General features: G+C 62.8%; 26 protein-coding genes. 12 read left to right on the forward strand and 14 right to left on the reverse strand.

The window, feature by feature from the left end; translation table 11 throughout:
• Window positions 1-57 precede the first annotated feature (57 nt).
• From ACZXDY_RS18690 to ACZXDY_RS18700, 3 genes are all read right to left on the reverse strand, one after another.
• On the reverse strand, window positions 58-645 hold the full coding sequence (locus ACZXDY_RS18690) for a Smr/MutS family protein (RefSeq protein WP_464346491.1): 588 nt from the start codon (window positions 643-645) through the stop codon (window positions 58-60).
• A complete protein-coding gene (gene mltA, locus ACZXDY_RS18695) occupies window positions 642-1,970 on the reverse strand; it encodes a murein transglycosylase A (RefSeq protein WP_464346492.1) in 1,329 nt (442 codons plus the stop codon). Before mltA ends, ACZXDY_RS18690 begins: the two co-directional genes overlap by 4 nt.
• A gap of 154 nt (window positions 1,971-2,124) precedes the next feature.
• Window positions 2,125-2,823, reverse strand: coding sequence for a Tim44/TimA family putative adaptor protein (locus tag ACZXDY_RS18700; protein ID WP_464346493.1), 699 nt, complete (start codon window positions 2,821-2,823; stop codon window positions 2,125-2,127).
• Between the two features lie 417 nt (window positions 2,824-3,240).
• On the opposite strand from ACZXDY_RS18700, the gene secB reads away from it, so the two are divergent.
• The gene (gene secB / locus ACZXDY_RS18705; RefSeq protein WP_028164777.1) at window positions 3,241-3,735 is read left to right on the forward strand and encodes a protein-export chaperone SecB; all 495 of its coding nucleotides are present in this window, start codon (window positions 3,241-3,243) and stop codon (window positions 3,733-3,735) included.
• An 11-nt stretch (window positions 3,736-3,746) separates the two neighbouring features.
• On the opposite strand, the gene dnaQ is transcribed toward secB, so the two are convergent.
• From dnaQ to ACZXDY_RS18725, 4 genes are read right to left on the reverse strand one after another with little or no spacing between them, the layout of a single operon-like run.
• On the reverse strand, window positions 3,747-4,457 hold the full coding sequence (gene dnaQ, locus ACZXDY_RS18710) for a DNA polymerase III subunit epsilon (RefSeq protein WP_028164776.1): 711 nt from the start codon (window positions 4,455-4,457) through the stop codon (window positions 3,747-3,749).
• A gap of 31 nt (window positions 4,458-4,488) precedes the next feature.
• Window positions 4,489-5,088, reverse strand: coding sequence for a dephospho-CoA kinase (gene coaE / locus ACZXDY_RS18715; protein ID WP_130225508.1), 600 nt, complete (start codon window positions 5,086-5,088; stop codon window positions 4,489-4,491).
• 25 nt (window positions 5,089-5,113) lie between these two features.
• Window positions 5,114-5,722: a Maf family protein gene (locus tag ACZXDY_RS18720; RefSeq protein ID WP_464346525.1), complete on the reverse strand. Its 609-nt coding sequence runs from the start codon at window positions 5,720-5,722 to the stop codon at window positions 5,114-5,116.
• A 10-nt stretch (window positions 5,723-5,732) separates the two neighbouring features.
• A complete protein-coding gene (locus tag ACZXDY_RS18725; protein ID WP_028164773.1) occupies window positions 5,733-6,572 on the reverse strand; it encodes a pyruvate, water dikinase regulatory protein in 840 nt (279 codons plus the stop codon).
• A 447-nt stretch (window positions 6,573-7,019) separates the two neighbouring features.
• Here ACZXDY_RS18725 and hemJ point away from each other — a divergent pair, with 447 nt between their 5' ends.
• Window positions 7,020-7,454: a protoporphyrinogen oxidase HemJ gene (gene hemJ / locus ACZXDY_RS18730; protein ID WP_196237297.1), complete on the forward strand. Its 435-nt coding sequence runs from the start codon at window positions 7,020-7,022 to the stop codon at window positions 7,452-7,454.
• 261 nt (window positions 7,455-7,715) lie between these two features.
• Window positions 7,716-8,981, forward strand: coding sequence for a transcription termination factor Rho (gene rho / locus ACZXDY_RS18735; protein ID WP_027581395.1), 1,266 nt, complete (start codon window positions 7,716-7,718; stop codon window positions 8,979-8,981).
• Between the two features lie 93 nt (window positions 8,982-9,074).
• Here the strand turns inward: rho and ACZXDY_RS18740 are convergent, their stop codons facing one another.
• Window positions 9,075-9,335, reverse strand: a complete 261-nt coding sequence (locus ACZXDY_RS18740; protein WP_464346494.1) for a hypothetical protein — start codon at window positions 9,333-9,335, stop codon at window positions 9,075-9,077.
• Between ACZXDY_RS18740 and mnmE the strand changes: the two genes are divergently transcribed.
• The 6 genes from mnmE to ACZXDY_RS18770 all read left to right on the forward strand — a co-directional run bounded on the left by mnmE (window position 9,271) and on the right by ACZXDY_RS18770 (window position 16,007).
• Complete coding sequence (gene mnmE, locus ACZXDY_RS18745) at window positions 9,271-10,605, forward strand: tRNA uridine-5-carboxymethylaminomethyl(34) synthesis GTPase MnmE (RefSeq protein WP_464346495.1); 1,335 nt, start codon at window positions 9,271-9,273, stop codon at window positions 10,603-10,605. The two genes, ACZXDY_RS18740 and mnmE, sit on opposite strands and share 65 nt — an antisense overlap.
• 305 nt (window positions 10,606-10,910) lie before the next feature.
• Entirely contained in the window at window positions 10,911-11,195 is a 285-nt protein-coding gene (locus ACZXDY_RS18750) for a hypothetical protein (protein ID WP_464346496.1), read from the forward strand.
• A 203-nt stretch (window positions 11,196-11,398) separates the two neighbouring features.
• Entirely contained in the window at window positions 11,399-13,282 is a 1,884-nt protein-coding gene (gene mnmG / locus ACZXDY_RS18755; RefSeq protein ID WP_464346497.1) for a tRNA uridine-5-carboxymethylaminomethyl(34) synthesis enzyme MnmG, read from the forward strand.
• 136 nt (window positions 13,283-13,418) lie between these two features.
• A complete protein-coding gene (rsmG, locus tag ACZXDY_RS18760; protein WP_464346498.1) occupies window positions 13,419-14,084 on the forward strand; it encodes a 16S rRNA (guanine(527)-N(7))-methyltransferase RsmG in 666 nt (221 codons plus the stop codon).
• Window positions 14,085-14,115: 31 nt separating this feature from the next.
• The gene (locus tag ACZXDY_RS18765; RefSeq protein ID WP_464346499.1) at window positions 14,116-14,967 is read left to right on the forward strand and encodes a ParA family protein; all 852 of its coding nucleotides are present in this window, start codon (window positions 14,116-14,118) and stop codon (window positions 14,965-14,967) included.
• Between the two features lie 155 nt (window positions 14,968-15,122).
• The gene (locus ACZXDY_RS18770) at window positions 15,123-16,007 is read left to right on the forward strand and encodes a ParB/RepB/Spo0J family partition protein (RefSeq protein WP_028164766.1); all 885 of its coding nucleotides are present in this window, start codon (window positions 15,123-15,125) and stop codon (window positions 16,005-16,007) included.
• 4 nt (window positions 16,008-16,011) lie between these two features.
• On the opposite strand, the gene holA is transcribed toward ACZXDY_RS18770, so the two are convergent.
• From holA to ACZXDY_RS18790, 4 genes are all read right to left on the reverse strand, one after another.
• Window positions 16,012-17,040 (reverse strand): DNA polymerase III subunit delta, encoded by a 1,029-nt coding sequence (holA, locus tag ACZXDY_RS18775; protein ID WP_464346500.1) that lies wholly within the window; start codon window positions 17,038-17,040, stop codon window positions 16,012-16,014.
• A 6-nt stretch (window positions 17,041-17,046) separates the two neighbouring features.
• Window positions 17,047-17,601, reverse strand: coding sequence for an LPS assembly lipoprotein LptE (gene lptE / locus ACZXDY_RS18780; RefSeq protein WP_028164764.1), 555 nt, complete (start codon window positions 17,599-17,601; stop codon window positions 17,047-17,049).
• On the reverse strand, window positions 17,588-20,212 hold the full coding sequence (gene leuS, locus ACZXDY_RS18785; RefSeq protein WP_464346501.1) for a leucine--tRNA ligase: 2,625 nt from the start codon (window positions 20,210-20,212) through the stop codon (window positions 17,588-17,590). The genes lptE and leuS overlap by 14 nt, the downstream gene beginning before the upstream one ends.
• A 979-nt stretch (window positions 20,213-21,191) precedes the next feature.
• Window positions 21,192-22,889 (reverse strand): diguanylate cyclase domain-containing protein, encoded by a 1,698-nt coding sequence (locus ACZXDY_RS18790; protein ID WP_464346502.1) that lies wholly within the window; start codon window positions 22,887-22,889, stop codon window positions 21,192-21,194.
• A gap of 211 nt (window positions 22,890-23,100) precedes the next feature.
• On the opposite strand from ACZXDY_RS18790, the gene ACZXDY_RS18795 reads away from it, so the two are divergent.
• Window positions 23,101-23,790 (forward strand): YggS family pyridoxal phosphate-dependent enzyme, encoded by a 690-nt coding sequence (locus ACZXDY_RS18795; protein WP_464346503.1) that lies wholly within the window; start codon window positions 23,101-23,103, stop codon window positions 23,788-23,790.
• Window positions 23,791-23,991: 201 nt separating this feature from the next.
• Here the strand turns inward: ACZXDY_RS18795 and ACZXDY_RS18800 are convergent, their stop codons facing one another.
• Window positions 23,992-24,561, reverse strand: a complete 570-nt coding sequence (locus ACZXDY_RS18800; RefSeq protein WP_464346504.1) for a L,D-transpeptidase family protein — start codon at window positions 24,559-24,561, stop codon at window positions 23,992-23,994.
• A gap of 220 nt (window positions 24,562-24,781) precedes the next feature.
• On the opposite strand from ACZXDY_RS18800, the gene ACZXDY_RS18805 reads away from it, so the two are divergent.
• Both ACZXDY_RS18805 and ACZXDY_RS18810 read left to right on the forward strand, forming a co-directional pair.
• Complete coding sequence (locus ACZXDY_RS18805; protein ID WP_027582830.1) at window positions 24,782-25,468, forward strand: response regulator transcription factor; 687 nt, start codon at window positions 24,782-24,784, stop codon at window positions 25,466-25,468.
• A gap of 41 nt (window positions 25,469-25,509) precedes the next feature.
• Window positions 25,510-25,950: a cyclic nucleotide-binding domain-containing protein gene (locus tag ACZXDY_RS18810; RefSeq protein WP_028164759.1), complete on the forward strand. Its 441-nt coding sequence runs from the start codon at window positions 25,510-25,512 to the stop codon at window positions 25,948-25,950.
• A 134-nt stretch (window positions 25,951-26,084) separates the two neighbouring features.
• On the opposite strand, the gene ACZXDY_RS18815 is transcribed toward ACZXDY_RS18810, so the two are convergent.
• Window positions 26,085-26,900, reverse strand: a complete 816-nt coding sequence (locus ACZXDY_RS18815) for an exodeoxyribonuclease III (RefSeq protein ID WP_028164758.1) — start codon at window positions 26,898-26,900, stop codon at window positions 26,085-26,087.
• Window positions 26,901-26,914 lie beyond the last annotated feature (14 nt).

Consider the following 26,914-nt stretch of genomic DNA (forward strand, 5'->3'; position numbering starts at 1 on the left):
TCCACTTGCGGAGAGATGGATTGCTTCGTCGCTTCGCTCCTCGCAATGACGAATCGACTAGACCCTCGCGCGCCGCACGCGCACGTAGAGCGCGCCCTCGCCGCCGTGGCCGATATGGGCTTCCTCGAAACCGACGACGAGCGCGCGGAATTCGGGCAGGCTCAGCCATTGCGGCACCTGGCGGCGCAGCACGCCACGCTCGGAATCGCCGCCGCCGGCTTTGCCCTTGCCGGTGATGACGAGCACGAAAGTCAGCCCGTCGCTGTGCGCGCGTTGCAAGAACGTGAGCAGCACGCGATGCGCGCGCGTCTGCGTCATGCCGTGCAGGTCGAGCCGGGCGTCGATCTCCTTCTTGCCGCGCGACAGTTGCGCGCGCTCGCGGCGGCCAATCGGTGTCAGTGGCGGCGGCGTCTGCGGACGCGGCACCGGTGCTGATTTGACTGGGATCGGTTTCGCCGGCGCTGCAGTTTTGGCGGCGGCCTTGGTCTCCGCTTCGGGTCCGGCATGCGTCTTCACAGCGGGTTGGCGTTTGCGCAGCGGCTTGACCTGCTTCGCGACGCTTTCCCACAGCGCACGCTCTTCTTCACTGAGCGCGCGCCTTCGCCGCGGCGGCGCGGGATCTGCAATCGGAACGGGACGCTTCATCTGTAGGTGCGGTAATGGCGGTAGTGCCGATGACGCCGCGGCTCATCAGTCTTGATGGCGGGCCGCGGCTCCGGCATCGGCACCGCGCTGGTCGACGCGGATGCATCCGCAGGCTTCGCCGCGCTCTTTTCCTTCTGCGGATCAACTTGCGGAAACAGCTTTGCGATCTTTTCCGACGGCCGCTCATCCGGCACCGGCATTTTGCGCCCGCGGGCAACGGGATCGAGGCTCCTCGGCACCAGCATCACGAAGCGCATATTGTGCCGCAGCCGGCCCGACACTTTTCCGGCATCGGCTCCGGCACCGAAATAAAGGTCTGCGCGGGCCGGGCCGACGATCGCCGAGCCGGTATCCTGCGCGATCATCAGGCGGCGGAACGGCGTCTTCGATTGCTCTGACTCGATCGGCAATTCGCCCTCGATGAAGAACGGCGTGCCATAGACGTGCAGCGCCTTGTCCACCGCGATCGAGCGGCCCGGCGTCAGCGGCACGCCCTGCGCGCCGACCGCCTCGTCCTTGTCGGAGAGCTGCACCTCGCGGAAGAAGACATAGGAGCGGTTCTGCCGCCGCAATTCCTTGGCGCCGTCAGGGTTCTGCGCCATCCAGTCCCTGATCTTCTGCATCGACATCTGCTCTTTCGGGATGATGCCGCGGTCGATCAAAATGCGGCCAACCGGCGTGTAGGGATAGCCGTTGTGGGCATCATAGTTGATGCGCAATGTCGAGCCGTCCTCGAAGCGCACCCGCGCCGAGCCCTGGATCTGCGCGAATAGCAAATCGGTCTGCTCCTTGAGCCAGCAGATCTCGAGGCCGCGGCCGGCGATCGCACCGTCCTCGATCTCGGCGCGATCATAGTAGGGCACGAGCTTGCGGCGGCCGATCTTGCGGAACACCTGGCCCTTGTTCGGCAGGCCGCTCGAGCTCTGCTTGGCGCCGCGGACGAACAGGTTCGACGGCCGGCGGTAGACCGGCACGTTGTAGACGTCGGTCTGGGTCCGCGACCCATCCAGCACTGGCTCGTAATAGCCGGTGACGAAACCCTCGCCCTCGCCGAGCCGCGAGATGCGCAAGGGCAGGAAATGCTCCTCGAAGAAGGCTTTCGCCTTGGCTTCGTCGGTGAGCTCCGGCCCCTTGGCGATGCGGCAGGGATCGCGCAACGAGGTGCCGAGCGCCCTCGATTCCGAGGGCAGCCCGTGCTCGGCGGCGATCGGCCGGCAGCTCGCGCGAAAGGCCTTATAGGCCGCAAGGTGATCGTCATCGCTCCAGCCCGGCATGTCGGTCCAGGCCAGCGGTTCATACTGGCTGCTGCTGATCTGCAGCGGCAACTCCAGGTTCGGATAGGGGAGGTGACGGGTGTGCTGGACGGCCGAATGCTTGGTCGCCTTCGCTGGCGACCTTGCGCGCGCTTCTAGCGCGGCCGTTGAGCATAGAAGAGCGATTGCGCAGCACGCGGCCGTGAGACGCGCAAGGCGAAGCCGATCAGTGGGCGCTTCCAGTGCCAACCAGTTTCCAGTTCGGATCGCGCGACGCCGTATCGCGGGCGAATGTCCAGACATCGGTGATATCGGCGACCTTTTCCGGGTTGCCGTCGACGATGGTACCGGCCTTGTCGCGGGTGACGGAAATCATCTGCGACACAAAGCGGACCGTGACCTGTGCCGCACGGTCGCGTGCTTCCGCGCTGACAATCTCGGCCTTGTCTATCGAGACGAAGCGGGTTTCGGTCTTCTGCTCGTGCTTCTCGCGATCCTTGATCGCGGCATCGAAGCTGTCATAGACCTCACTCGACAGCAGGTCGCGCAAGGCGCGGCGATCGCCGTTGGCAAAGGCCAGCACGATCATCTCGTAGGCGCTTCGCGCACCCGAGATGAAATGGCGTGCATCGAACGAGGAGTCCTGGGCGACAATGGCGTCCAGCCCCTGCGCCAGCGCCGTACCGGGTTCCGCAATTCCCTTCCAGCGGTCGGACGGCGGCGTCACGTCCTTGCTCGGCAGCGGAGGCGGCTGGTCGATCACCGAGCCCGGCATCGGGACGACATTATTGTCCCGCTGCAGCACATTCGGGGCCGCACGGTCATAGGGGGGCCGCTCGCTGCCGGTGCGCTGTCCGAGGACACTCCGCAGGCGCAGGAAAATGAAGACGGCCAGCGCCAGGAAAATGATGGTGTAGATATCCACGTCGTGTTCGCTTTCTGATCTGCACCGGCAACGGTCCGCCCCCAGCGGGCGTTCCGCTCAGGAAACGGCGGAGATTACCTCGCCAATTGAGTCCGCAGCATGTAGGCACGAAACTACGCTCGGCCAATGGCGCGTTTTGGCGCGGCCATTCTAGCGCGTTTTGGCCGCGAGGGGAAATCCGATGATGCCTGGAAATCACGCATCTTCAAATATTTAGGGCGCAAATGGTGCCGCCTTTCAGCCGCGATTGACGATCTCGGCGCCAAATCGGCGAAGGTTTGGCAATCAAGGACTGTCGCCTTGTGGTGCGGTGTGGGGCTATGATAGCCACTCGCCCGGCACCAGCATTTCCAAAACCTTAACTGCGGCTTCGGACGTCAGACCGTCTCCGATCGCCAGTGCTCAGGAGAGCTTCCCATGACCAACGGCAACGGCGCACCCCCCGAGCAGGCCCCGCCCCAGCTCAACGTGCTGGCGCAATACACCAAGGATCTCTCGTTCGAGAACCCGAACGCGCCGGCCTCGCTCGGGCCGCAGGAGCAGCAACCGGCGATCAATATCCAGATCAATGTTTCGGCCAGGAATCTCGCCGAGAGCGAATATGAAGTGACCCTGTCGGTCGAAGGCAAGGCCGAGAGTGCCGGCAAGGTGATGTTCAGCTTCGATCTGCAATATGCCGGCGTGTTCCGGATCCTGAATGTGCCGCAGGAGAACCTGCACCCGCTGGTGATGATCGAATGCCCGCGGCTGCTGTTCCCGTTTGCGCGCGAGATCATCGCCACCGCCGTGCGCGATGGCGGCTTCCCGCCCTTGATGCTGGATCCCGTCGATTTCGTCGGCCTATACCGCCAGAACATGGAGCGGCAGGCAGCGACACAAGCCGCCCCGGCACCCGGCGTGAAACCGAGCTGATCTTAAGGAATCTACGCGGCGGCTTCGGCCGCCGCCGGCAGGTACTCGTTCCAGATCGGCTTGTCGCCGAGGGTCGCGATGAAGGCGCGGTGTGCCTCGCGCTCCGCGTCGGTCACCCGCGGCGCCAGCGGAATCTCGCGCTGCCGCCGCGGCATATCGCCATGGCCGACCTGGGTGATCTCGGCTTCCGAGGCGAGGATGAGCTGCGATTGCCGCGCCCCGATCAGGTCGACATAAACCTCCGCCAGCAACTCGGCATCGAGCAACGCGCCGTGCTTGGTGCGGCGGGAATTATCGATCGAATAGCGCGAGCAGAGATCGTCGAGCCGATTCGACACGCCCGGATGTTTCCGGCGTGCCAGGAGCAGGGTGTCGACCAGCCGATCCTTGGCGATCACCGGCCTCTTGATTCGATCGAGTTCGGCATTGATGAAGCTGATGTCGAACGAGGCGTTATGGATCACCAGCGGAGTGTCGGCGATGAACGCCAGGAATTCGTCGACAACTTCGGTGAACACCGGCTTGCTGGCCAGGAATTCGGTCGAGAGGCCGTGAACGGCGAAAGCCTCGGCCGGCATGTCCCGCTCGGGATTGATGTAGACGTGGTAGGTTTGCCCGGTCGGCATGCGGTTGAAGATTTCGACGCAACCGATCTCGACCAGCCGATCGCCGCGCAGCGGATCAAGGCCGGTGGTTTCGGTATCGAGAACGATTTCGCGCATGGATTTTTAGGACCGCAGAATACCAGGCGAATCAGATTCGCCGCTTCGGCATCTTAACGACCTCAGCTAGAATGTCCTTGATTTGCGCGCGCACGGGATCAAGGCCGTGTGAGGTATCCACCACGAAATCCGCCCGCTTGCGTTTCTCGGCATCGGGCAATTGTCGCGCCAGAATCGCATCGAGTTTCTCGTCGTCCATCGTGCCCCGTGCCAGCACGCGCTCGCGCTGTATTTCCGGCGAGGTCGTCACGACGACCACCGCATCGACCCGTTTCTCTCCGCCGGTCTCGAACAGCAGCGGCACGTCGACGACCACAACGGGCGCGCCGGAGGCTTCCGCATCCGCAAAGAATTTCTGCCGAGACGCGCCGAGCATCGGGTGGACGATCTGCTCCAGCTGCTTCATCGCCGCTGGATCGTGGACCACGCGCGCGGAGAGCTTTGCACGATCCACCTTGCCATCAGCGGTGGTGCCGGGGAAGGCAGCTTCGATCGCCGGCACCGCTTCGCCTTCGTAGAGTTGGTGCACGGTCGCGTCGGCGTCATAGACGGGGACGCCAGCTTCCGCGAACAGTTTCGCGGTGGTGGATTTCCCCATCCCGATCGAGCCGGTCAGTCCCAGGATCAGCATCTTTCAGTCATCACTCGGAAACATGTCAGATTGCCAGCAAATTCTCGCTGCGCAGGAAGGCTAACAGCGACAATAGCGGCAGGCCGAGGATGGTGAAATGGTCACCGTCGATGCGCTCGAACAGATGTACCCCGAGGCTTTCGAGCTGATAGGCGCCAACGCTGGTGGTCACGGCCTCGCCGGCCTGGCCCAGATAGGCGGTGATCTCGTCCTCGCGAAGCGGGCGCATCGACATGCGTGCCACGCTGGTGTCGGCAAACAGTATTTTGCCGTCTTGGGCGACGGCAACGGCGGAATGCAGTTCGTGAACCCGACCCGCGAGCGCACGCAATTGTTCGGCCGCCTGATCGCGGCCAGCGGGTTTGGTGAACAATCGATCGCCGAGCGCCAGGGTCTGGTCGGCGCCGACGACGAATCGTCCCGGCCGCCCGGAGGAAACGAACAAGGCCTTTTCGCGCGCCAGCAGCAACGCGATTTCCGCCGGCGCCGAAAGGCCTGAATTTTCCTGGATCGCCCGTTCGTCGATATCCGCCGGCATCGCCTCGAACGCGATCCCCGCATTGGCCAGCAGCATTTTTCGCGCACGGCTCTGGGAGGCGAGAATCAGCGGACTTTTTCCGCGCCAGATCGTCATCGCCACCGAATCACTCCAGCGGCCGCTGCCGCTGGCGGTCATTATAGAGCTTCATCACCGCTGCGGCCGTCTCCTCGATCGAACGTCGCGTGACGTCCAGCAGCGCCCAGTTGAACTTGGCGCTCAGGCGGCGCGCGAACGCGACTTCATCGGTAACCGCCTGCCTGTCGATATATTCGTCATTGCCGGACGCCGCGCCCATGCTCAAGAGCCGGTTTTGCCGGACCTGGATCAGGCGCTCCGGCGTCGCATGGAGGCTGACCACCAGCGGTTTCTTCAGGTGCTCCAGTTGATGCGGCAGCGGAATGCCGGGTACGAGCGGGACATTTGCGGTGCGGATGCCGCGGTTGGCGAGATAGATCGACGTCGGCGTCTTCGAGGTGCGGGACACCCCGACCAGAACGACATCAGCCTCCTCAAGGCCTTCGACATGCTGGCCGTCGTCATGCATCATCGTGTAGTTCAGCGCATCGATGCGCTTGAAATATTCCGCGTTCAGCACGTGCTGCGCGCCGACCCGACCCGAAGTGGCCGCACCCAGATACGCCTCGAACAACTGCATCACCGGCCCAATGATCGACAGGCTCGGGACGTTGATCTCCCTGCATTTGGCTTCCAGCCGGCTGACGAGATCTTTCTCGAGCAGCGTGAACAGCACGATCCCGGGCGATTCCTCGATTTCATCCAGCACGCGGTCGAGCTGCTTCTGGCTGCGCACCAGCGGATAGACGTGTTCGACCGGTGAGACATTGGCGTATTGCGCGGCCACCGCGCGCGCCACCGTGATCAGCGTCTCGCCGGTTGAGTCCGACACCAGATGCAGGTGAAAGTAATTGCCTGATGTAGGCACCAGAACCTCTGTCTATCCTGTGAATCCCTGTGGAGGTTGCCTACAACTTTTCAGCTGAGATCGCCGCCTTAGGGATATCTAAACCTTTTCTTCACAGCGCCTCCCCCGAGGACAAGTCCGCCGTGCCGGTGGGATGATAGTGAGAATATGTGAATTTGTCTCTTGATAAGCTGGTCAAGGAACGCCGCAAGCGCTTGAGGCCTTGGGCGATATTCCATTGCGCGACAGTGCGGGCCGAATTGTTGAGCGGTGTGAACAAGCACCCGAGAACGGCGGGATCGCGTTGCGTGAGTCAAATTCACGGTCACTTAGACTCAAACCTAAGATTCTAAAATTAATTGGTTTTAAGAGAGCGGTGCTTGCGGATATGTATCCGTAACCTCGCTGGCAGGCCTTCTTTTGAAACGGCGAGGCTGCCCGAGATGTTCCAGGAGCACGGCGATCACGATGCAAGACGGGATCTATGAGTGGATCAAGGCGCTGCACATCATTGCGGTGATCTCCTGGATGGCCGGCATGCTCTATCTGCCACGTCTGTTCGTCTATCACTGCGAGGCCGAGAAAGGCTCCAAGCAGTCCGAGACCTTCAAGATCATGGAACGGCGCCTCCTAAGGGCGATCATCAATCCGGCCATGATCGTTACCTGGCTCGCTGGCCTCTATCTGGCCTGGACTGGTCACTGGTTCAGCTCCGGCTGGCTGCATGGCAAGCTCTTGCTGGTGCTCGTGCTCTCCGGCGTCCACGGATTTTTTGCCCGCTGGATGAAGGATTTTGCCGCCGACCGGAATACCCGAAGCCAGAAATTTTATCGGATTATCAACGAGGTGCCGACTGTCCTGATGATCGGCATCGTCATTCTTGTGGTGGTCAAGCCGTTCTAGAGGAGCCGTTTGCCCAGGAATCAGGCTTCAGTCCTTCTTGCGGAGCGCAAAGCGATTTTCTATATTTGTCTCAATCCCACCCCACGCAGGCGGATGTGATCGCGTTCCGGTTCCATCAACGGGCCGGCCGCCACATCAGGTTTGAAGCCTCCACCGGCGCTTTCCTTGCTTAGACCTGCGGACCTTCATTTTTGCGTCCGCTTTTTCTCAAAGCCACCTCGCAAGATCCTTCTCTAAAAAATGCTCCACAGGACCACCCCCATGCGGGAAATCAAACTTCAAGACCTCAAGTCCAAGACGCCGGCCGAGCTTGTCTCGTTTGCCGAGGAAAATGGGGTCGAAAACGCCAGCACCATGCGCAAGCAGGAGCTGATGTTCGCCATCCTCAAACAGCTTGCGATCCAGGAAACCGACATTATCGGTGAAGGTGTCGTCGAGGTGTTGTCGGACGGTTTCGGCTTCCTCCGTTCGCCCGATGCCAATTATCTGCCGGGCCCTGACGACATCTACGTTTCGCCCTCGCAGATCCGCCGCTTCGGCCTGCGCACCGGCGATACGATCGAAGGCCACATCCGCAGCCCGAAAGAGGGCGAGCGCTATTTTGCGTTGCTGAAGGTCAACTCGCTCAATTTCGAGGACCCTGAGAAGTCCAAGCACAAGGTCAATTTCGACAACCTGACGCCGCTGTTTCCCAATCAGCGGTTTCGGATGGAAATCGATGACCCGACGCGAAAAGACCTTTCTGCAAGGGTGATCGACATCGTTGCGCCGATCGGCAAGGGCCAGCGCGCCTTGATCGTGGCGCCGCCGCGCACGGGTAAGACCGTGCTGATGCAGAACATCGCGCATTCGATCACGCACAATCATCCCGAATGCTATCTGATCGTGCTTCTGATCGACGAGCGTCCGGAAGAAGTCACCGACATGCAGCGCTCGGTGAAGGGTGAGGTGGTGTCCTCGACCTTCGACGAACCCGCCGTGCGTCACGTCCAGGTGGCCGAGATGGTGATCGAGAAGGCCAAGCGCTTGGTCGAGCATGGCCGCGACGTGGTTATCCTGCTCGACTCGATCACGCGCCTGGGCCGCGCCTACAACACGGTGGTGCCGTCATCCGGCAAGGTGCTGACCGGCGGTGTCGACGCCAACGCGCTGCAGCGACCGAAGCGCTTCTTCGGTGCCGCCCGCAACATCGAGGAGGGCGGCTCGCTCACCATCATCGCCACCGCGCTGGTCGATACCGGCAGCCGCATGGACGAAGTGATCTTCGAAGAGTTCAAGGGAACCGGTAACTCCGAATTGATCCTCGACCGCAAGGTCTCCGACAAGCGGACCTTCCCGGCGATCGACATTTCCCGCTCCGGCACCCGCAAGGAAGAGCTGATCACCGATCCGCAAGTTCTGAAGAAGATGTACGTGCTGCGCCGGATCCTCAATCCGATGGGTACGATGGACGCCATCGACTTCCTGCTCGATAAGCTCCGGAATACGAAAAACAACTCCGAGTTCTTCGATTCGATGAACACGTAAGCGCCGGCCGACAGGTCCGCTTATGTTGCGGTGCAATATATCTGGTTATGCTGCGGTATAGCTGCAGCATAACCGCATGGTTCCAGAATTCCGTCATCTAAGTATTTGATAATTATTATACTTCTTCAATTCGCGGATCTGCCGATGATGGGGCGCCTCCAATCTCGTAGCAAATTGCTGCACAATTGCTGCAGCAAGATTGGCTGATTGCTGCGATGCAGCGTAGGCGCGAATGATGAGACGCGCGAATTGTGCGTTGCCTTCCCGGCCGTTCGCTAACAAATAGGCGATGCATCCGCGAGACCAGACCATCTTTGCGCTTTCCTCGGGGCGACCGCCAAGTGCGATCGCCATCGTCCGGGTGTCGGGGCCGCAAGCTGGTCCAGCATTGGTGAAGTTGGCTGGCAAGATTCCATCGGCGCGGATGGCGACCAGAACGCTGCTGAAGGATGCCACCGACCAGCCGATCGACGATGCGGTGGTCCTCTGGTTCCCAGCGCCCGCGAGTGCCACGGGCGAGGACGTCGCCGAATTTCATGTCCATGGTGGGCGGGCCGTGCTCGGCGCGGTGTTCAATGCGCTCGCTGGCGTTGATGACGTTCGGCCTGCCGAGGCCGGCGAATTCACCCGCCGCGCCTTCGAGAACGGCAAGCTCGATCTGACCGAGGCCGAGGGCCTCGACGACCTCATTCATGCCGACACTGATCGGCAACGCCGCCAGGCGCTGCGCCAGTTGAAGGGCCTGCTCGGCGATCGCGCACGCGACTGGCGCGCTGAGATCATCGAAGCATCGGCTCTGATCGAGGCTGGTATCGATTTTTCCGACGAGGGCGACGTGCCGGCGGAACTGATCGCGCCGGCGCTCACGAAGGTCAAAGCGCTGCTGACCGAAATTCAGCAGGTGCTGGCGGCCCAGGCGCAGAGCGAACGACTTCGCGACGGTTTGGTGGTCGCAATCGCGGGTCCGCCTAATGTCGGCAAGTCGACCTTGATCAACCAGCTTGCGCGGCGCGACGTCGCGATCGTCTCGCCGCACGCCGGCACGACGCGCGACGTCATTGAAGTGCAGCTCGATCTCGACGGCTACCCGGTGACGGTGATCGACACCGCCGGAATTCGAGAGACCGACGATCCGATCGAGCAGGAGGGGGTGCGCCGCGCCCGTGCCCGCGCCGAAGAAGCCGACCTGGTTTTGTGGCTCACCGATAGGATGAGCGCGGCAGCTTCAAACGACGGGTCCGCGCCGGTCTGGTTGGTGCGTAACAAGATCGATCTGGATGCTTCGGCGTCGGAGCTACAAGGATCGGAACTACCGTGCGCTAGGTTCAGGATCTCTGCTCGGAGCGGGGAAGGGATTCCGGAACTGATCGCGGCCCTTGTCGGCTTTGCGCACGACTGCTTCGGATCTGGCGAGGGCAGTCTGATTACCCGGACGCGGCAGCGCAAGCTGTTGCGGGAGACGGCCGAATCGTTGCGGCGGGCGATCGATGTGGTCGGGGCAGGCGAAGAACTTGCCGCGGAGGAACTCCGGGCGGCCGCCTATAGTCTCGGACGGCTTCTCGGCCGCGTGGATGTCGAGGACATCCTCGACGTGATCTTTCGGGAATTCTGCGTCGGGAAGTAGGTCGCTGGATCAGTAGGCCACTGAGTCAGGGAAGCCGATCCGGAAAACGACACCATACTCGCTCCTCAGGTCCCGCAAATCATGAACGAGGCTTAACGAAACTGCGTCTTATCCGTCCTGGTTATCCATCTTGCTGCCGAACCGTTGGCGGCCGATCGCTCCTCGCAGATGCTGGAGAAGGGTCATGGCAAAACATCTAACGGGGCGCACGGAACTCCCACCGGACAGGGCCTTCCGGATTCCATCCGCTGGTCTACAAGGCCGCTATCGGGCTCGTCGCCTTCTTCGATCTGGCGGCCAGGATATTGTTTGATCGTCAGAACGACACCGAACTTCCTCTCGCAATCGTCAATCTGTTCCTGCTGATGGCCGTGATGCTGCCTTATCTGCTGCGGCGGACTTGGCGGAACCATCAACGACTGCCACCGTCACTGACGACTAATAGCGGCTTCCGTAAGTGGACCAATGAATCGGCCCAGGCCTGGCAGAGCCGGCTTAAGGGCTCGGATGCCGCAATCGACATGTTGCTGTCGCTGGCCTCCGTGGCGTCCGGCTGGCTCGCTTTGGGTATCGTCTTCAACCTGAGCTGACGATCCGACCGCGCAGCACCGGCGCCGCGCTTCTCGACGTGAGTTCTCGACCTTTGCCCCCTGCCGGCACTGTTTCACGTGAAACACCCGGCGCAGGGGGTCGGTGGAACACAGGACCGGCACCCTGTTTCACGTGAAACAGCGGATCAGGCTCGTTGAAACTTGTCTTTCGACTTTCACCGCTCCGCGCTAGAAGTTTGCGCATGTCTACCCAATCGCTTTCATTCGACGTCATCGTCATCGGTGGCGGCCATGCTGGCTGCGAGGCCGCCAGTGCGGCTGCCCGGATGGGCGCGAAGACGGCGCTGGTGACGCATCGTTTTTCGACCATCGGCGCGATGTCCTGCAATCCCGCGATCGGAGGCCTCGGCAAGGGTCATTTGGTCCGCGAAGTTGACGCTCTCGACGGCTTGATGGGCCGGGTCGCGGATGCCGGCGGCATTCAGTTTCGGATGCTGAACCGCCGCAAGGGTCCTGCCGTCCGTGGTCCGCGCGCTCAGGCCGACCGCAAGCTCTATGCCGCTGCGATGCAGGCGGCGATCCTTGAGACCGGCAACCTGATCGTAGTCGAGGGCGAGGCGGATGATCTCCTGACCTCCAATGGCCGCATCAATGGAATTCGCCTCGGAGACGGGCGGATGATCTCCGCCTGCGCCGTTGTGATCACGACCGGCACCTTCCTGCGCGGTTTGATCCATCTCGGCGAGAAGAATTGGCCCGCCGGCCGGGTCGGTGAGGCTCCGGCCATGGGGCTTTCAGCTTCGTTCGAGCGTCTGGGCTTTACGCTTGGCCGGTTGAAGACCGGGACGCCTCCGCGCCTGGATGGCACCACGATCGACTGGTCTGCAGTCGAGATGCAGCCAGGCGATGATCCGCCTGAGCCGTTCTCCATCATGACGGACCGGATCACGACGCCCCAGATCCAGTGCGGGATCACTCGCACCACGCCCAAGACCCATGAGGTAATCCGGGCCAATGTGCATCGTTCGCCGATGTATTCCGGTCAGATCAAGAGCACTGGGCCGCGCTATTGCCCCTCGATTGAAGACAAGATCGTCCGCTTCGGGGATCGCGATGGCCACCAGATCTTTCTGGAGCCCGAAGGCATCGACGACAATACGGTCTACCCCAACGGCATCTCGACCTCACTTCCGGAAGAGGTCCAGCTCGCGATCCTCGCCTCCATCCCCGGCCTTGAGCGGGTCAAGATGGTCCGGCCGGGCTACGCGATCGAGTACGACCATGTCGACCCGCGTGAGCTCGATCCGACGCTTGAGACCAAGCGATTGCCCGGACTGTTTCTGGCTGGCCAGATCAACGGCACGACCGGATACGAGGAAGCAGCCGGGCAGGGGATCGTCGCCGGCCTGAACGCGGCACTCGCTGCCGGCGGCACTGATCCAATCGTGTTCGACCGCGCCGACGGCTATCTCGGCGTGATGATCGATGACCTGGTCACGCGTGGGATCACCGAGCCCTATCGCATGTTCACCTCGCGGGCCGAATACCGGCTGACGCTGCGGGCCGACAATGCCGACCAGCGGTTGACGGATAAGGGGATTGCGTTGGGGTGCGTCGGCGAAGCCCGCTCCAAGCGCCACACCGCAAAGATGGCGGCGCTGAATGCCACCAAGGCGCTGGCCAGGTCGCTCTCGATTACGCCCAACGAGGCCATAAGACACGGGCTGGCGCTGAACCGTGATGGCGTCCGCCGCTCCGCCTTTGAACTGCTGTCGTACCCCGAAGTGGAGTGGTCGATGCTCCGCGGCATCTGGCCGGAGCTGTCGGTCGTCGATCCATCGACTGCCGTGCACCTGGAGATCGACGCGAAGTACGATGTCTATCTCAAGCGCCAGATCGCAGACGTCGATGCCTTCCGCCGCGACGAGGGACTTGTCCTGACCGGCGTCGACTATGACGATGTACCCGGCCTCTCCAACGAGGCGCGCGCCAGGCTGAAGGCTGCGCTGCCGCGGACCGTGGGTCAGGCAGGGCGGATCGACGGGATGACTCCGGCGGCGCTGGGCATTCTGGCCGCTTACCTGCGTCGGGAGGCACGGCGGAAGAAGGCGACGGCGATCGCGTAAGCGTTTCACGTGAAACGGCGCGCTACCGTCATTGCGAGCGCAGCGAAGCAATCCATTTATCCGAGCACGACGGCGTCAATGGATTGCTTCGCTGCGCTCGCAATGACAACCTGGCTTCCGACTGACATTGCGAATCATGGTCAAAGCATCGCTAAACAGAGCGCTACCGAGCGCAGCCGCCGACAAGAGGGCGGCCCTCGCCCTCGCCCCCGTTTCACGTGAAACGGAAGCCCGGCTCGACCGCTACGTCGCGCTTCTCCTGGAGTGGCAGGCCAAGACCAATCTCGTTGCGCCGTCGACGCTGCCCGAACTCTGGACCCGCCACATCGCTGATTCGCTGCAATTGCTCGACCTCGCTCCAACTGCCAAGGTCTGGGTCGACCTCGGCAGCGGCGGCGGCTTTCCCGGTGTCGTGCTCGCCTGCGCGCTCGCCGACACGCCTGGCACTAGCGTCCACCTGGTCGAGCGTAACGCCAAGAAAGCGGCCTTTCTCCGCGAAGCACTGCGGGTGACAGCGGCGCCGGGGACGGTGCATCTGGCTGACATCGGGGATATTGTGGAAAGAATCAGCGGCCCGATCGATTGCGTGACCGCGCGGGCGCTGGCTCCGCTACATCAGCTCATCGGCTTCGCGGAACCGTTGGTGCGAAAGGGTGCAAAAGCGCTGTTTCTCAAAGGCCAAGATGTAGAGGCCGAATTGACCGAAGCCACTAAATATTGGAAAATTGAGCCGCAGCTTCATCCGAGTCGCACCGGCGGACACGGCTGGATTGTTGAGCTCAACTCCATAGTGCGACGTTGAGCTTTACGCAGGGGATTACCAGGGCAACGCCATGACCGTAATTGACGAGATTTATCAAGAGGATAGGGTGCCACAACCGGCTGGCCATCCACGCATCTTGTCGCTTGCCAACCAAAAAGGGGGCGTCGGCAAGACAACCACAGCGATCAATCTCGGGACGGCACTCGCGGCCATCGGCGAGCGGGTCCTGGTCGTTGATCTCGATCCGCAGGGCAACGCATCGACCGGGCTCGGCATCGACCGGCGCAATCGGGGCTGCTCTACCTATGACGTTCTGATCGGCGAGGCGCCGCTGCGCGAGGCGGTCGTGGCGACCGCGGTGCCACGGCTTCACATAGCGCCCTCGACCATGGATCTCTCCGGCCTCGAGCTTGAACTCGGCACGACGCCGGGCCGCGCGTTCCGCCTGCGCGACGCGATCGCCGGGCTCAACAACAACACCTCGCCGGATGCCGATTACACTTACGTGCTGATCGACTGTCCGCCGTCGCTCAACCTGCTGACCGTGAACGCGATGGCGGCGTCGGACGCGATACTGGTGCCGCTGCAGTGCGAGTTCTTCGCGCTCGAAGGTCTGTCGCAGCTCTTGCAGACGGTGGAGCAGGTGCGCTCGACGCTCAACCCGAACCTGTCGATCCACGGCATCGTGCTGACGATGTTCGACTCCCGCAACAATCTGTCGAACCAGGTCGTCGCCGACGTCCGGCAGTTCATGGGCAGCAAGGTCTACAACACCATGATCCCGCGCAACGTGCGCATCTCCGAGGCGCCGTCCTACGGCAAGCCGGTGCTGGTCTACGACCTCAAATGCGTCGGCAGCGAAGCCTATCTGAAGCTCGCCACCGAAGTGATCCAGCGCGAACGCGAGTTGCGCACGAATTAAGGACCATTCGTAGGATGGGTAGCGCGCAGCGAAACCCATCATCTTTCTATGCGAGGAGCGCGATGGGTTCGCGGCGCTCTACCCATCCTACGATCCGACCGATCTGAAATTCGAATTCCGGAGTTTGCTACGTGAATCCAAGGGAGCTGGCGACAATGGCCGACGAAGCGCGTTCGCGACTGGGCCGTGGGCTTGCAAGTCTGATCGGGGACGTCGGCGGCGAGGCGGCGCATGTCGAGCGGCCGCGCACGCAGCGCAAGGTGCCGATCGAATTCCTCAAGGCCAATCCACGCAATCCGCGCCGCAGCTTCGCCGATGCCGAGCTCCGTGAGCTCGCCGATTCGATCAAGCAGCGCGGCGTGATCCAGCCGATCGTGGTGCGGCCGGTCAAGGGCGCGCAGGACCGCTACGAGATCATCGCTGGCGAGCGGCGCTGGCGCGCCTCCCAGCTCGCCGGCCTGCACGAGGTGCCGATCGTCCCGATCGAGGTCAACGATAGCGACGCGCTCGAGATGATGATCATCGAGAACGTGCAGCGCGAAGACCTCAACCCGATGGAAGAGGCGCAGGGCTATCATGCGCTCGCCAACGAGTTCAAGCGCAGTCAGGAAGATATCGCGCGGGATGTCGGCAAGAGCCGCAGCCATGTCGCCAACATGATGCGGCTGACGAAGCTGCCCGCCGAGGTGCAGGCCTTCATCGCCAGCGGCGAATTGTCCGCAGGCCATGCGCGCGCGCTGATCGGCGTGCCCGATCCGCTCGCAGCCGCCAAGCGCATCGTCGCCGAAGGTCTCAACGTGCGCCAGGCCGAAGCGCTGGCACATGACGAGGGCGTGCCGGTGCGCAAGCCGCAGAAGGCGCGCGGCGGCGCCGCCGGCAAGGAGAAGGACCCGGACACGCTCGCGCTGGAGAAGCGCGTCTCCGATGCGCTGGGCTTGACCGTCAGCGTCAACCACCGCGATCCCGGCGGCTCCGTCCAGATCAGCTACCGCAGTCTCGAGCAGCTAGACGAGGTGATGCGGCGGCTCGAGGGCGGCTAGCAACTTACCCGCGCCGCCGCGCATTCGCGGCGATCGAGAGCAAGGTGCGTTGCGCGATCACTGCGGCGAGCGAATTCTGCTTGCGCATATCAAGCGCCGCGGTGCCGAGCTGCTCGATGATGCCGACCAGCCGCTGCGGGCTGAAATTGCGGAGTGCGATTTCGACGGCACCTTTCCGCGAGAAATGCAATCGCGGGTATCCGCCCTCCAGCACCGACGCGGCCGGCGCACCATCGGCAATCGCCAGCGCCGATTTGTGCAGCCAGGCCGCCTGGCGCTGCGCGGCAGCGATGATGACGCCGGGATAGGTACCGGCGACCATCGCTTTCGCAAACTCCGTCTCGACCGCGGCGGCATTGCCGGCGAAGGCACTGTCCACGATCGGATCGAGTTTCAGCTCGGATGCGTCGGACACCACGGTCATCACGTCCTCAAGCGTGACCTCGCCTTTGCCGTGGGCGTAGAGCGTGAGCTTGCGCACTTCGTTGCGCGAAGCCTGGCGGTCGCCGCCGAGCAGTGACATCAGCACGGCACGGGCATCTTGCGCGATGCGCAGGCCGGATGTCCGCAGTTCGTCGTCGATCAGCTTGGCGAGATCGCGCTCAGTGTCGGGATAGCAGCCGATCGCCGCCGCATTCTTGGCGCGCTCGCAGATCTTGCGCAGCGGCGAATCCGGCCTGATGTCGCCGGCCTCGATCACGATGCGGCAGTCCTTCACCGGCGAATCCGTCAGCGTCTCGACGCCGCTGGCAAAATTGCGCGAGCCGGCGCGGACGCGGATCGCGCGCCGTCCGCCGAACAGCGGCACCGTCATCGCTTCATCCACCAAACGCGAAGGCTCGGCGGCGAGGTCGTCGCCGTCGAGGCGGACCAGCGAGAACGGATCGTTGGGGTCGTCGACCGCGGACGCCATCAGCGCATCGGCGCGCTCGCGCACCAGGCCGGCGTCGGGGCCGTAGAGCAGGATGATCGGACGGCCGGGATCGGGCCGGGCGAGGAAGGCGTCGATCTCTTTTCCGCGGAGCGCGACCAACGGCGATCAGGTCCCGGCGGTGAAGAAGGACGCCAGCCGGGTATTGATGTTGTCCGCGATCTCCTGCGCGGCGCGATCTTCGGCGTCGCGCAACGCGCGCGTGCGGGTAAAGCGCTGGTAGGAGCCCGGCATGTCGTAGGACACCCGCGAGAAGGTGGAGCCCGTCATCACCGACTTGTTGGAGGCGATCTCGACCAGGTTGTATTGCGCGTCGATGCCAAAATTCTCGCCGGTCGGCAGCGCCGTGTTCGGATCGATCATCAGCGAGGAGCGGCTGGTCGTGAAGCGGATCACCAACCGATGGGTCGGCGGCATGCCGGTGGCGTTGCCATAGAGCTTGAACGCCAGCGCATTGCGGACTTCCACGCCGATGCGGGCCTCGCGGGACGCGTTCGGCTTGTCGTTGATCGGCGGGAGTTCGACGCCCATCAGCTTCTCGCGCAACGCCGGCGTGCCGTCGGTATGCTCGGCATACATCGGCTGGAAACAACCTGCCGTCACCGCAGCCAAAGCGGCCACCGCGACGAGCCGGAGAGCGATCCGGATCCTAGCCGACGACATTCACGATCCTCATGGGCACCACGATCACCTTGCGGACGGGCTTGCCGTCCAAGGCGGCTTTTACCGCATCAAGCGCCAGAACGGCAGCCTCGATCTCAGCATTTTCCGCCGCCCGTGGCACGGTAACATCACCCCGCTTCTTGCCATTGACCTGGACCACCAGGGTCACGCTGTCTTCAACCAGCAAATCGCGTTCGATTTGCGGCCAGGAAGCCTCCGAAATCAGCGCCTCCTGGCCCAGAACCTGCCAGCATTCCTCGGCGAGGTGCGGCATCATGGGCGCGAACAGTTGAACAAGGATGACCGCGGCCTCCCGGACCGCCCAGGCGACGTCGGGGGCCGGCTTGCCGCCCTTGGCCAGGGTCTCGGCGAGCGCATTGGCGAATTCCCGGATATGGGCGAGGCAGACATTGAAATGCAGCCGCTCGATCCCGGAGGACACCTTGTCCAGCGCGCCGTGGGCCGCCTTGCGCAAGGCGAGCGCCTCGGGGGTGAATGACGCCGGCCGGGCCACTGGGGCACCCTTCGCGATCTCGGCGGATTCATTCACCAGCCGCCACAGCCGCTGCACGAAGCGCGCCGCGCCCTGCACCCGCTCGTCGCTCCAGATCACATCGCGATCAGGCGGGGAGTCCGACAGCATGAACCAGCGCGCGACGTCGGCGCCATAGGTCGCGATGATGTCGTCGGGGTCGACCGTGTTCTTCTTCGACTTCGACATCTTCTCGATCGGGCCGATCGTGATCGCTTCGCCGGTGTCGATCGTCGTCGCGCGCCGCTCGCTGCCGACGACCTCGATCTTCACGTCCGCCGGCATCACGTAGGTACCGTCGGCCTTCTGGTAGGTCTCGTGCACCACCATCCCTTGTGTGAACATGCCGGCGAACGGTTCATCCATCGCGATGTGGCCCGTCGCCTTCATCGCGCGGGTGAAAAAGCGGCTGTAGAGCAGATGCAGGATCGCGTGCTCGACGCCGCCGATATACTGGTCGACCGGCATCATCCGGTTGGCGACTTCAGGCGTGGTCGGCGATGTCTCGTTCCAGGGATCGGTGAAGCGCGCGAAGTACCAGGACGAATCCACGAAGGTGTCCATGGTGTCGGTCTCGCGCTGTGCCGGCCCGCCGCATTGCGGGCAGGTGACGTGCTTCCAGCTCGGATGGTGGTCGAGCGCATTGCCCGGCTTGTCGAAGGTCGCGTCCTCCGGCAGCGTTACCGGCAGCGCGCTGTCGGGCACGAGCACGACGTCGCATTTCGGGCAATGGATGATCGGGATCGGGCAGCCCCAATAGCGCTGGCGCGAAATGCCCCAGTCGCGCAGGCGGAAGTTCACCTGGCGCTCGCCGACGGGCGCGTTGCCGCGAATCTCGCTCTCCAGCCGCTTCGCGACTTCTTCCTTCGCCTGCTCGATGGTCATGCCGTCCAGGAAGCGCGAATTGATCATGCGGCCGTCACCGTCATAGGCGGTGTCGGTGATCACGAACGTCTTCGGATCCTGCCCCTCCGGACAGACAACAGGCGTGTTGCCGAGGTCGTATTTGTTGACGAAGTCGAGGTCGCGCTGGTCATGCGCCGGGCAGCCGAAGATGGCCCCGGTGCCGTATTCCATCAGCACGAAGTTCGCGACATAGATAGGCAATTTCCAGTTCGGATCGAACGGATGGATCGCCTTGATGCCGGTATCAAAACCCTGCTTCTCGGCGGTGTCGATGACCTCCTGCGCGGTGCCGATCCGTTTGACCTCCGTGATGAACTCGGCAAGCTTCGGATTCTTTGCCGCCGCGGCCTGCGCCAGCGGATGGTCCGCCGAGATCGCCATGAACTTGGCGCCGAACAACGTGTCGGGCCGCGTCGTGAAAATCTTCAATTCGCGCTCGCCGTCCGGCGTGGTTGTGGGATCCAGCGCGAAGCGGATCAAGAGGCCCTCGGAGCGGCCGATCCAATTGCGTTGCATCAGCCGCACCTTGTCGGGCCAGCGATCCAGCCCGTCGAGAGCGTCCAAGAGCTCCTGCGAGTACTTCGTGATCTTGAAGACCCATTGGTTCATCTCGCGCTGCTCGACGACAGCGCCCGAGCGCCAGCCGCGGCCGTCGATCACCTGCTCGTTCGCGAGCACGGTCATGTCAACGGGGTCCCAGTTGACCTTGCGCTTCTCGCGCTCGACCAGGCCGGCGCGCAGGAAATCCAGGAACATCTTCTGCTGATGCTTGTAGTAGCTGGGGTCGCAGGTCGCGAACTCGCGTGACCAGTCCAGCGACAGCCCGATCGAGCGAAGCTGCTTCTTCATCGCCGCGATGTTGTCGTAGGTCCACGCCTTCGGCGCCACCTTGCGCTCGATCGCGGCGTTCTCCGCCGGCAGGCCGAATGCGTCCCAGCCCATCGGGTGCAGCACGTTGAGCCCCTTGGCGCGCATGTAGCGGGCCAGCACGTCGCCGAGCGTGTAGTTCCGGACATGGCCGATATGAATGCGCCCGGAAGGGTACGGGAACATCTCAAGCACATAGTATTTCGGCCGCGGATCGTCGTTTTTCGACGCAAAGATCGCCTTCTCGTCCCACTGGCGCTGCCAGCGCGGCTCGGTTTCACGGGCGTTGTAACGTTCGGAGGTCATGGAGCAGGGCTCTTGGGGGCCTTTCGGCCGTTTCGAAGACGGCGGACTAGGCCATAGAATTGGCTGCGGGGTCAACGGGTTGGGGCACGCCGCACGGCAAGGGCAGATAGGTCATTATGCGCCGCTCTACACGTCATTTTCGGTGTCGTCCCGGGCTTGACCCGGGACCCATAGCCACAGGTGCTCGTGATGCGAAAACTCGGGCCACTTGCTCGCGCCACAACTCAGATCGGTGGTTATGGGTCCCGGGTCAAGCCCGGGACGACGTGGGGTGGATTCGGATTCAATTTTCGAACAGCGGAGCGGATGTGAGTTCGCGTTCTCGCGGCGCGTTGCGTCCGAGCTTTGCGTTTGTTTCACCCTCCTCAATATCAGAGGGCGCAGGGAAAGCCGGGTGCTGGTTGCACCCGTGGGTCCCGTGCAACAAAAAGCACGGGCGTAGGACCACAGGTTCAACCGAAGCATTCCGGCTTTCCCTGCGCGATGGTGTTACGGCTTATTTCGCGCTCTCCCCGGTGACCGGGCTTTCTTGCCACCGTCGCTCTGTTCAACGAACAGAACTTAGCGCCAGCGTCGGGGCGCCAGGACCACACGACTTCGCCGTCCGCTGATGTCGCGTTCGTCTGTCGCAACACCTGCGTCCACCGCATCTCACCGCAACGTTCGTGACGATCGCGAGCCGCCCCTCATCCGCCGTGAGACGCGCGGAGTCATAGTGCTGATTTGCCCGACGGCGGAAGCGGAATGTTTTTTGTGCGAGGGCTGGACGGGACAAATCACGTTGGAATTGCTTGCGAATTTTTCTCCGCCGTCATTCCGGGGCGTCCGAAGGACGAGCTATGATGTGCTCTTGCACATCAGAGAATCCATCCAGCCAGGAAGGAAGTGGCGAAATGGATTCCGGGCTCGCGCCAAGAGGCGCGCCCCGGAATGACAGAGGATGTGGTGATGTCGTCGCGCCCGAATGACAGCAGCGAAGTTAGCTCGCCATCGCCATCGCTGCCGCACCTTCCGAGCCTCGCACCAGGCCGTGCTCGACGACGGTGTTGCGGCCGAGATGTTTGGCGGCGTAGAGGGCGGCGTCGGCGGCTTCGATCAGGTCGCCGGGGCGGAGCGCCGGGCTTGGCTTGGTGCAGGCGACGCCGACGCTGGCGGTGACGATCTGGTAGCTGGAGGTTGCGTGCGGCAGGCGGAGATCCTGCACCGTGGCGCGCACGATCTCGCCGATCTCTTTTGCGCGTGTGGCACCGGTGTTCGGCAACAGCAGGCAGAATTCCTCGCCGCCATAGCGGCAGGCGAAGCCCAGCGTATTGGCGGCGATGCCGGAGAGCGTTTCGCCGAGCCGGGTCAGGCAGGCGTCGCCTTCCGGATGGCCATAGGTGTCGTTGTAGAGCTTGAAATGATCGACGTCGATCATCAGGAGCGACAGCTCGCAATCATATTGCTGCGCCTTCATCCACTCGAAATCGAGCCGGCTCTGGAAACCCCGGCGGTTGGCGAGCCCCGAGAGCATGTCGATCGAGGCCATCACCGTCAGGCGGTCGTTGGTCGCGACCAGGTCGCGTTCGCGCTGGCTGAGTTGCGCGGCCATCGCATTGAAGGCGCGGGCCAGCGGAACGAACTCCGCGGGCAGCTTGTTCTTGGCGACGCGGACCGACCAGTCGCCCTCGCCGAAGCGCCTGGCCGTGCGGGTCATCACGTCGATCGGCTGGATGATCAATTTCTCCGCGCCGACCAGCGCGCCGAACAGCACGAGCAGGCAGACGAAGCCGAGTTGCAAATAGGCGGTGCGGATATCGCGATCGATCGCCGCCGTCACCTTGGCTTCGTCGATGCTGACGATCAGCCGCGAGCGTGTGCCGGGAATGCGGGCAAAGCTGATCGTGCGGTTCGTGCCATCCGCCGCGGTAAAGGAAATCGAGCCGGAGGACTCACCATAACTAAGCGCCTTGTCCGCGACCGCGGACATCAGCGGCACGGTGTCCAGCGAGCGGCCGATCATGCTTGCCTGATCCAGCGGTGCCGCGAGAATCGTGCCAGTGCTGTCGACCAAGACGGAGGAAACGCCGGCACGTCCGCCGTAATTGCTCATGATCTTGGACATCCAGTCCAGATTGATCGCGGCCAGAACCACCGAGTCGGTTTCACTGTTGACGGCCGCCACCGGGTAAGCGGCCATCACGACCGGTGTATTGGTGGGGCGGCTCACGATCAAATCGCTCAAGACAAATTCCCGGCGCCCCCTCGCTTCGGTCACATAGGGCCGGTCGCTAAGATCGATGCCGACATAGGCGTTGTCGGTCGAGCACTGGATCCGGTTGTCGCTGCCGAGAAACATCAGGCTGCGGATCCAGGGCATGTTGGCGGGCGCGCTGGCGCGCAGGATCTCGCAGCTCTTGCCGATGCCGCCGGCGGAGGCACGGATATAGGCGGTGGATTTCAGCACCGTCTCGACCGAGGAGATGACCTCGCGCTGGGCGTCGGCGCTGTGTGCGGCGAGCGCGGCGAATTCCTCGGCGGCGTGTGCGATCTGCTTGGCCCGCGAATCCTCCAGGGTGCGGACGCGGTCCAGCATCATGGGCGCCACCAGCAACAGCGCAAGCAGCGCCAGCCGCCCGCGGATACCCAGAAGAGTCTTGAGTTTGGCGCGGTGGCGGTTGAAATTAATTTTAGACATTAATGTCCCCTAGCCCCACTGGTGAAAGTAGAACGAAGGGTTCAAGAAGGCTTTCCCGGATTTGATAAAATTCGAGGGAACCCCCGCTAGAGCGTTTTCGAGCGAAGTGGATACCGGTTCGCGTGAAGAAAACGCGTCAAATCAAGAATCTAGAGATTCGGTTCTGATTCAATCAGAACCGAAAATGCTCTAGCCTGCGTTGGTAGATGACATGACACCGGAAAACACAGCGGCGCTAACCGCGCATTCACCAAACGGTCTCGCAGAAGTCGAGGAGGAAATCGCGCGCGCCTGCAAGGATGCGCGTCGCGATCGTGGCTCGGTGACGTTGATCGCGGTGTCGAAAACATTCAATGCGGATGCGATTTCGCCCGTCATCGTGGCCGGACAGCGCGTTTTCGGCGAGAATCGCGTGCAGGAAGCCAAGACGAAGTGGCCTGCCTTGATGCAGGCCCACCCCGACATCGTGCTGCATCTGATCGGACCGTTGCAATCCAACAAGGCGAAGGAGGCGGTGGCGCTGTTCGATGCCATCCATTCGGTGGACCGCCCCAGCATTTGCGAAGCGTTAGCCAAGGAAATTAAAAACCAGAACCGGCAGCCGCAATTGTTCATCCAGATCAATACCGGCGAGGAGCCGCAGAAGGCCGGCATTTCTCCGTCCGAGGCCGATGCCTTCATCGCGCGCTGCCGGGAGCATTACGGGCTTTCGATCTCGGGCCTGATGTGCATCCCGCCGGTCAACGTCCCCCCTGCCCCGCACTTTGCGCTGACGGCCAAGATCGCCGCACGCAACGGCCTGACGAATCTCTCGATGGGCATGAGCGCCGATTTCGCCACAGCGATCCAGATGGGCGCGACCCATGTGCGCGTGGGGTCCGCGATTTTTGGGGCGCGGTAGCTGCGCCATCGCACGCCGTCATTGCTTCGCTCCGCCCGCAATGATGTCGTCGTCCCGGGCTTGACCCGGGACCCATAACCACAGGGCGATGTGATGTGCTCCGCTGTAACTGCCTGCTCGCGCCATAACGACATCCTGTGGTTATGGGTCCCGGCTCAAGGCCGGGACGACAGCGGAGAACGGGTGACGACATTAGGTGATTCACCCAATCACAATCCGCGTCTGCGGGCTCATTCGCCGCAATAGCCGCAGCATCGAGGATTTGGTCATCGAGACGCAGCCGGCGGTCGGCGCGAAATTTGGACGGGCCAGATGCAGGAACACGGCGCTGCCGCGGCCGGCGATGCGCGGGGTGGTGTTGTGGTCGATCTCGATGATGAAGTCGTAGAGACGATCCTCGCGCGTCAGCCGGTCGCCGTTCTGCTCGCGCGTCAGTCGCACCGGCCGGTTGTAATGGCGGTCCCGCGGGTCCTCGCACCAGGCGTCCTCGGGCCGAATGGGACGGGTCGGCAGGAAGCTCGCCGGTCGCGGGGAGCGGTCCGCCCGCCACCATAATTGTCGGGGGCGGAAGACACCCCTAGGGGTGCCGCCGTCGCCCTCGCGCTTATTGGCGAGGATGCCGCCCCGGCCAAGCGCAACCGGTACCGACCAACCGTCGGCGGTCAGCCACCCCCGGCACGGGTCACCAGCGGCGGGTTGGACGCGGATCAGGGACAACGGCCGATCACGCGCGGTTGTCTCATAAGTGATTGAAAAACTGGAACTTCTCATGTGAATCAAAAAGCCCGCGCCTTGCCTGCCCGGCCCCGATTGTTCTATCTGGCGGGATTACAGCACATTCATCCAATCGGCTGCTGATTTGGGATAGACTGTGATCGGCTTGTGAATCGGTAATGAACGACTACCTACATAGCGAGTCTCGCCATCAAGTCTCGGCCAAAGCGCTGTCCGCTTGTGTCCGCTGCTGCCTGCCTCCAAGAGGATCGTTCCTATGGCCAATGCCCGCAAGATTTTGATCGTGGATGACGACACCGACCTGCGTGACACGCTGGTCGAGCAACTTTCCCTTCACGAGGAATTCGAAGCCTCCGCAGTCGATACCGGCGCCAAGGGCGCCAGCGCCGCCAAGACCAACTCTCCCGATCTGGTCCTGATGGATGTGGGCCTTCCCGATACCGATGGCCGCGAGGTGGTGCGGTCCTTGCGCAAAGGCGGCTTCAAGGCGCCGATCATCATGCTGACCGGCCATGACACCGATTCGGACACCATCCTCGGCCTCGAATCCGGCGCCAATGATTATGTGGCAAAGCCCTTCCGCTTCGCGGTGCTGCTGGCCCGGATCCGCGCGCAGCTCCGCCAGCACGAGGCGAGCGAAGACGCGGTGTTCTCCGTCGGTCCCTACAGCTTTCGGCCCGGCTCGAAGATGCTGACCGCCGCCAATGCGCGGAAAGTGCGGCTGACCGAGAAGGAGACCGCGATCCTGCGCTTCCTCTACCGCGCCGGCCAGATGCCGGTGTCGCGCGAGACGCTGCTGCAAGAGGTCTGGGGCTACAATTCGGGCGTCACCACCCATACGCTGGAAACGCATATTTACCGGCTCCGGCAGAAGATCGAGAAAGATGCCGCCAATCCCGAGATCCTGGTGACGGAAGCCGGTGGCTACAAACTGGTGCCGTGATACGATTCGCGACCGAATCGTATCCCCGGTCACCGGCCTGAATGTCGATCGAAGATGACGTAGCGCTGCTCGAACGCGTCTCCACCTTGCGCCTGCTGGGGGATACTGCTTTGCGCATGCTTGCGATCGGCTCCGAACAGCGCAATTTCGAACCCGGCGACGTTATTTTCCATGCCGGCGACCAGGCGGATGCGGGCTATGTCGTGCAGCGCGGCGCTTTCCGCGTGGAAGATGGCGGTGCCGAGATCATCGCAGGCCCCGGCGCGCTGATCGGCGAGCTCGCGCTGATCGTACCGATGAAGCGGCCATCGACCGCGACCGCGCTGGAGCGCGCCACCTGTGTTCGAATTTCGCGCAGCCTGTTTCAACGCGTGCTGGAAAGCGATCCCGCCGCGGCGCGAAGGCTGCGCGACGAATTCGCCACCCGCACCAGCCAGCTTGCCAGCGATATCGTGGTGGCGGGCGGGAAGTTGAGTTCGTAACTGCCTGTCGTCCTCGCGAAAGCGAGGACCCATAACCACAGGCAGCCGTTGTGGCGGAAGCAAGTGGTTGCGGCGGAGCACACCACAAAAGCCTGTGGTTATGGGTCCCGGGTCAAGCCCGGGACGACAGCTGGCTACACCTCCAGCGTCACCGTCACCGGCACGTGGTCCGATGGACGCTCCCAACCGCGGGCGTCGCGGGTGATCCTGAAATCCGTGACGCTGTCCTTCAGCGCGCGCGAGACCCAGATGTGGTCGAGCCGGCGGCCGCGGTCGCCGACAGTCCAGTCGGCGGCGCGATAGCTCCACCAGGTGTAGACTTTCTCCGACAGTGGAATGCGCTCGCGTGCGACGTCGAACCATTCGCCATGCACCTGCGCTGCGAGCAGCTTCTCGGTTTCGATCGGGGTGTGCGAGACGACCTTCAGGAGCTGCTTGTGCGACCACACGTCGTTTTCGTGCGGGGCCACGTTGAGATCGCCGACCAGGACGTGACGGTCGTCGCCGCGCGGATGCAAGGGCTCGCAGGCTTTCATCTCGTCGAGGAATTGCAGCTTGTGCTCGAATTTCGGATTGAGCGCGGGATCGGGGATGTCGCCGCCGGCCGGCACATAGAAATTATGCAGCACCAGCGGCTTTGACAATTGTGCCTTGTCGCCGAACTCGACCGAGATGTGGCGGGAATCGATCTTGTCGCAGAAGGTGCGGATGTCGGTCTTCTCGAACGGCACTTTCGAGATGATGGCGACGCCGTGATAGCCCTTCTGCCCGTTCAGCGCGACATGCTCATAGCCAAGCCGTTTGAACCGCTTCAACGGAAAGGCGTCGTCGATGCATTTGGTCTCTTGCAGGCAGAGCACGTCCGGCCGCGCCTGCTTGATGAACTTGGCGACGAGGTCGATGCGCAGACGCACCGAATTGATGTTCCAGGTTGTGAGGGAGAGACGCATGGGAACTGCGTCTT

It is taken from the genome of Bradyrhizobium sp. LeoB3, assembly GCF_055456055.1.

What these genes read in the sequence shown, in the direction of transcription:
- ACZXDY_RS18690 (WP_464346491.1), bottom strand. Translation starts at nt 645, where the DNA reads ATGAAGCGTCCCGTTCCGATTGCAGATCCCGCGCCGCCGCGGCGAAGG.
- secB (WP_028164777.1), top strand. Translation starts at nt 3,241, where the DNA reads ATGACCAACGGCAACGGCGCACCCCCCGAGCAGGCCCCGCCCCAGCTC.
- dnaQ (WP_028164776.1), bottom strand. Translation starts at nt 4,457, where the DNA reads ATGCGCGAAATCGTTCTCGATACCGAAACCACCGGCCTTGATCCGCTG.
- coaE (WP_130225508.1), bottom strand. Translation starts at nt 5,088, where the DNA reads ATGCTGATCCTGGGACTGACCGGCTCGATCGGGATGGGGAAATCCACC.
- ACZXDY_RS18720 (WP_464346525.1), bottom strand. Translation starts at nt 5,722, where the DNA reads ATGACGATCTGGCGCGGAAAAAGTCCGCTGATTCTCGCCTCCCAGAGC.
- hemJ (WP_196237297.1), top strand. Translation starts at nt 7,020, where the DNA reads ATGCAAGACGGGATCTATGAGTGGATCAAGGCGCTGCACATCATTGCG.
- rho (WP_027581395.1), top strand. Translation starts at nt 7,716, where the DNA reads ATGCGGGAAATCAAACTTCAAGACCTCAAGTCCAAGACGCCGGCCGAG.
- mnmE (WP_464346495.1), top strand. Translation starts at nt 9,271, where the DNA reads ATGCATCCGCGAGACCAGACCATCTTTGCGCTTTCCTCGGGGCGACCG.
- ACZXDY_RS18740 (WP_464346494.1), bottom strand. Translation starts at nt 9,335, where the DNA reads ATGGCGATCGCACTTGGCGGTCGCCCCGAGGAAAGCGCAAAGATGGTC.
- mnmG (WP_464346497.1), top strand. Translation starts at nt 11,399, where the DNA reads ATGTCTACCCAATCGCTTTCATTCGACGTCATCGTCATCGGTGGCGGC.
- rsmG (WP_464346498.1), top strand. Translation starts at nt 13,419, where the DNA reads ATGGTCAAAGCATCGCTAAACAGAGCGCTACCGAGCGCAGCCGCCGAC.
- ACZXDY_RS18765 (WP_464346499.1), top strand. Translation starts at nt 14,116, where the DNA reads ATGACCGTAATTGACGAGATTTATCAAGAGGATAGGGTGCCACAACCG.
- ACZXDY_RS18770 (WP_028164766.1), top strand. Translation starts at nt 15,123, where the DNA reads ATGGCCGACGAAGCGCGTTCGCGACTGGGCCGTGGGCTTGCAAGTCTG.
- lptE (WP_028164764.1), bottom strand. Translation starts at nt 17,601, where the DNA reads ATGTCGTCGGCTAGGATCCGGATCGCTCTCCGGCTCGTCGCGGTGGCC.
- leuS (WP_464346501.1), bottom strand. Translation starts at nt 20,212, where the DNA reads ATGACCTCCGAACGTTACAACGCCCGTGAAACCGAGCCGCGCTGGCAG.
- ACZXDY_RS18790 (WP_464346502.1), bottom strand. Translation starts at nt 22,889, where the DNA reads ATGTCTAAAATTAATTTCAACCGCCACCGCGCCAAACTCAAGACTCTT.
- ACZXDY_RS18795 (WP_464346503.1), top strand. Translation starts at nt 23,101, where the DNA reads ATGACACCGGAAAACACAGCGGCGCTAACCGCGCATTCACCAAACGGT.
- ACZXDY_RS18800 (WP_464346504.1), bottom strand. Translation starts at nt 24,561, where the DNA reads ATGAGAAGTTCCAGTTTTTCAATCACTTATGAGACAACCGCGCGTGAT.
- ACZXDY_RS18805 (WP_027582830.1), top strand. Translation starts at nt 24,782, where the DNA reads ATGGCCAATGCCCGCAAGATTTTGATCGTGGATGACGACACCGACCTG.
- ACZXDY_RS18810 (WP_028164759.1), top strand. Translation starts at nt 25,510, where the DNA reads ATGTCGATCGAAGATGACGTAGCGCTGCTCGAACGCGTCTCCACCTTG.
- ACZXDY_RS18815 (WP_028164758.1), bottom strand. Translation starts at nt 26,900, where the DNA reads ATGCGTCTCTCCCTCACAACCTGGAACATCAATTCGGTGCGTCTGCGC.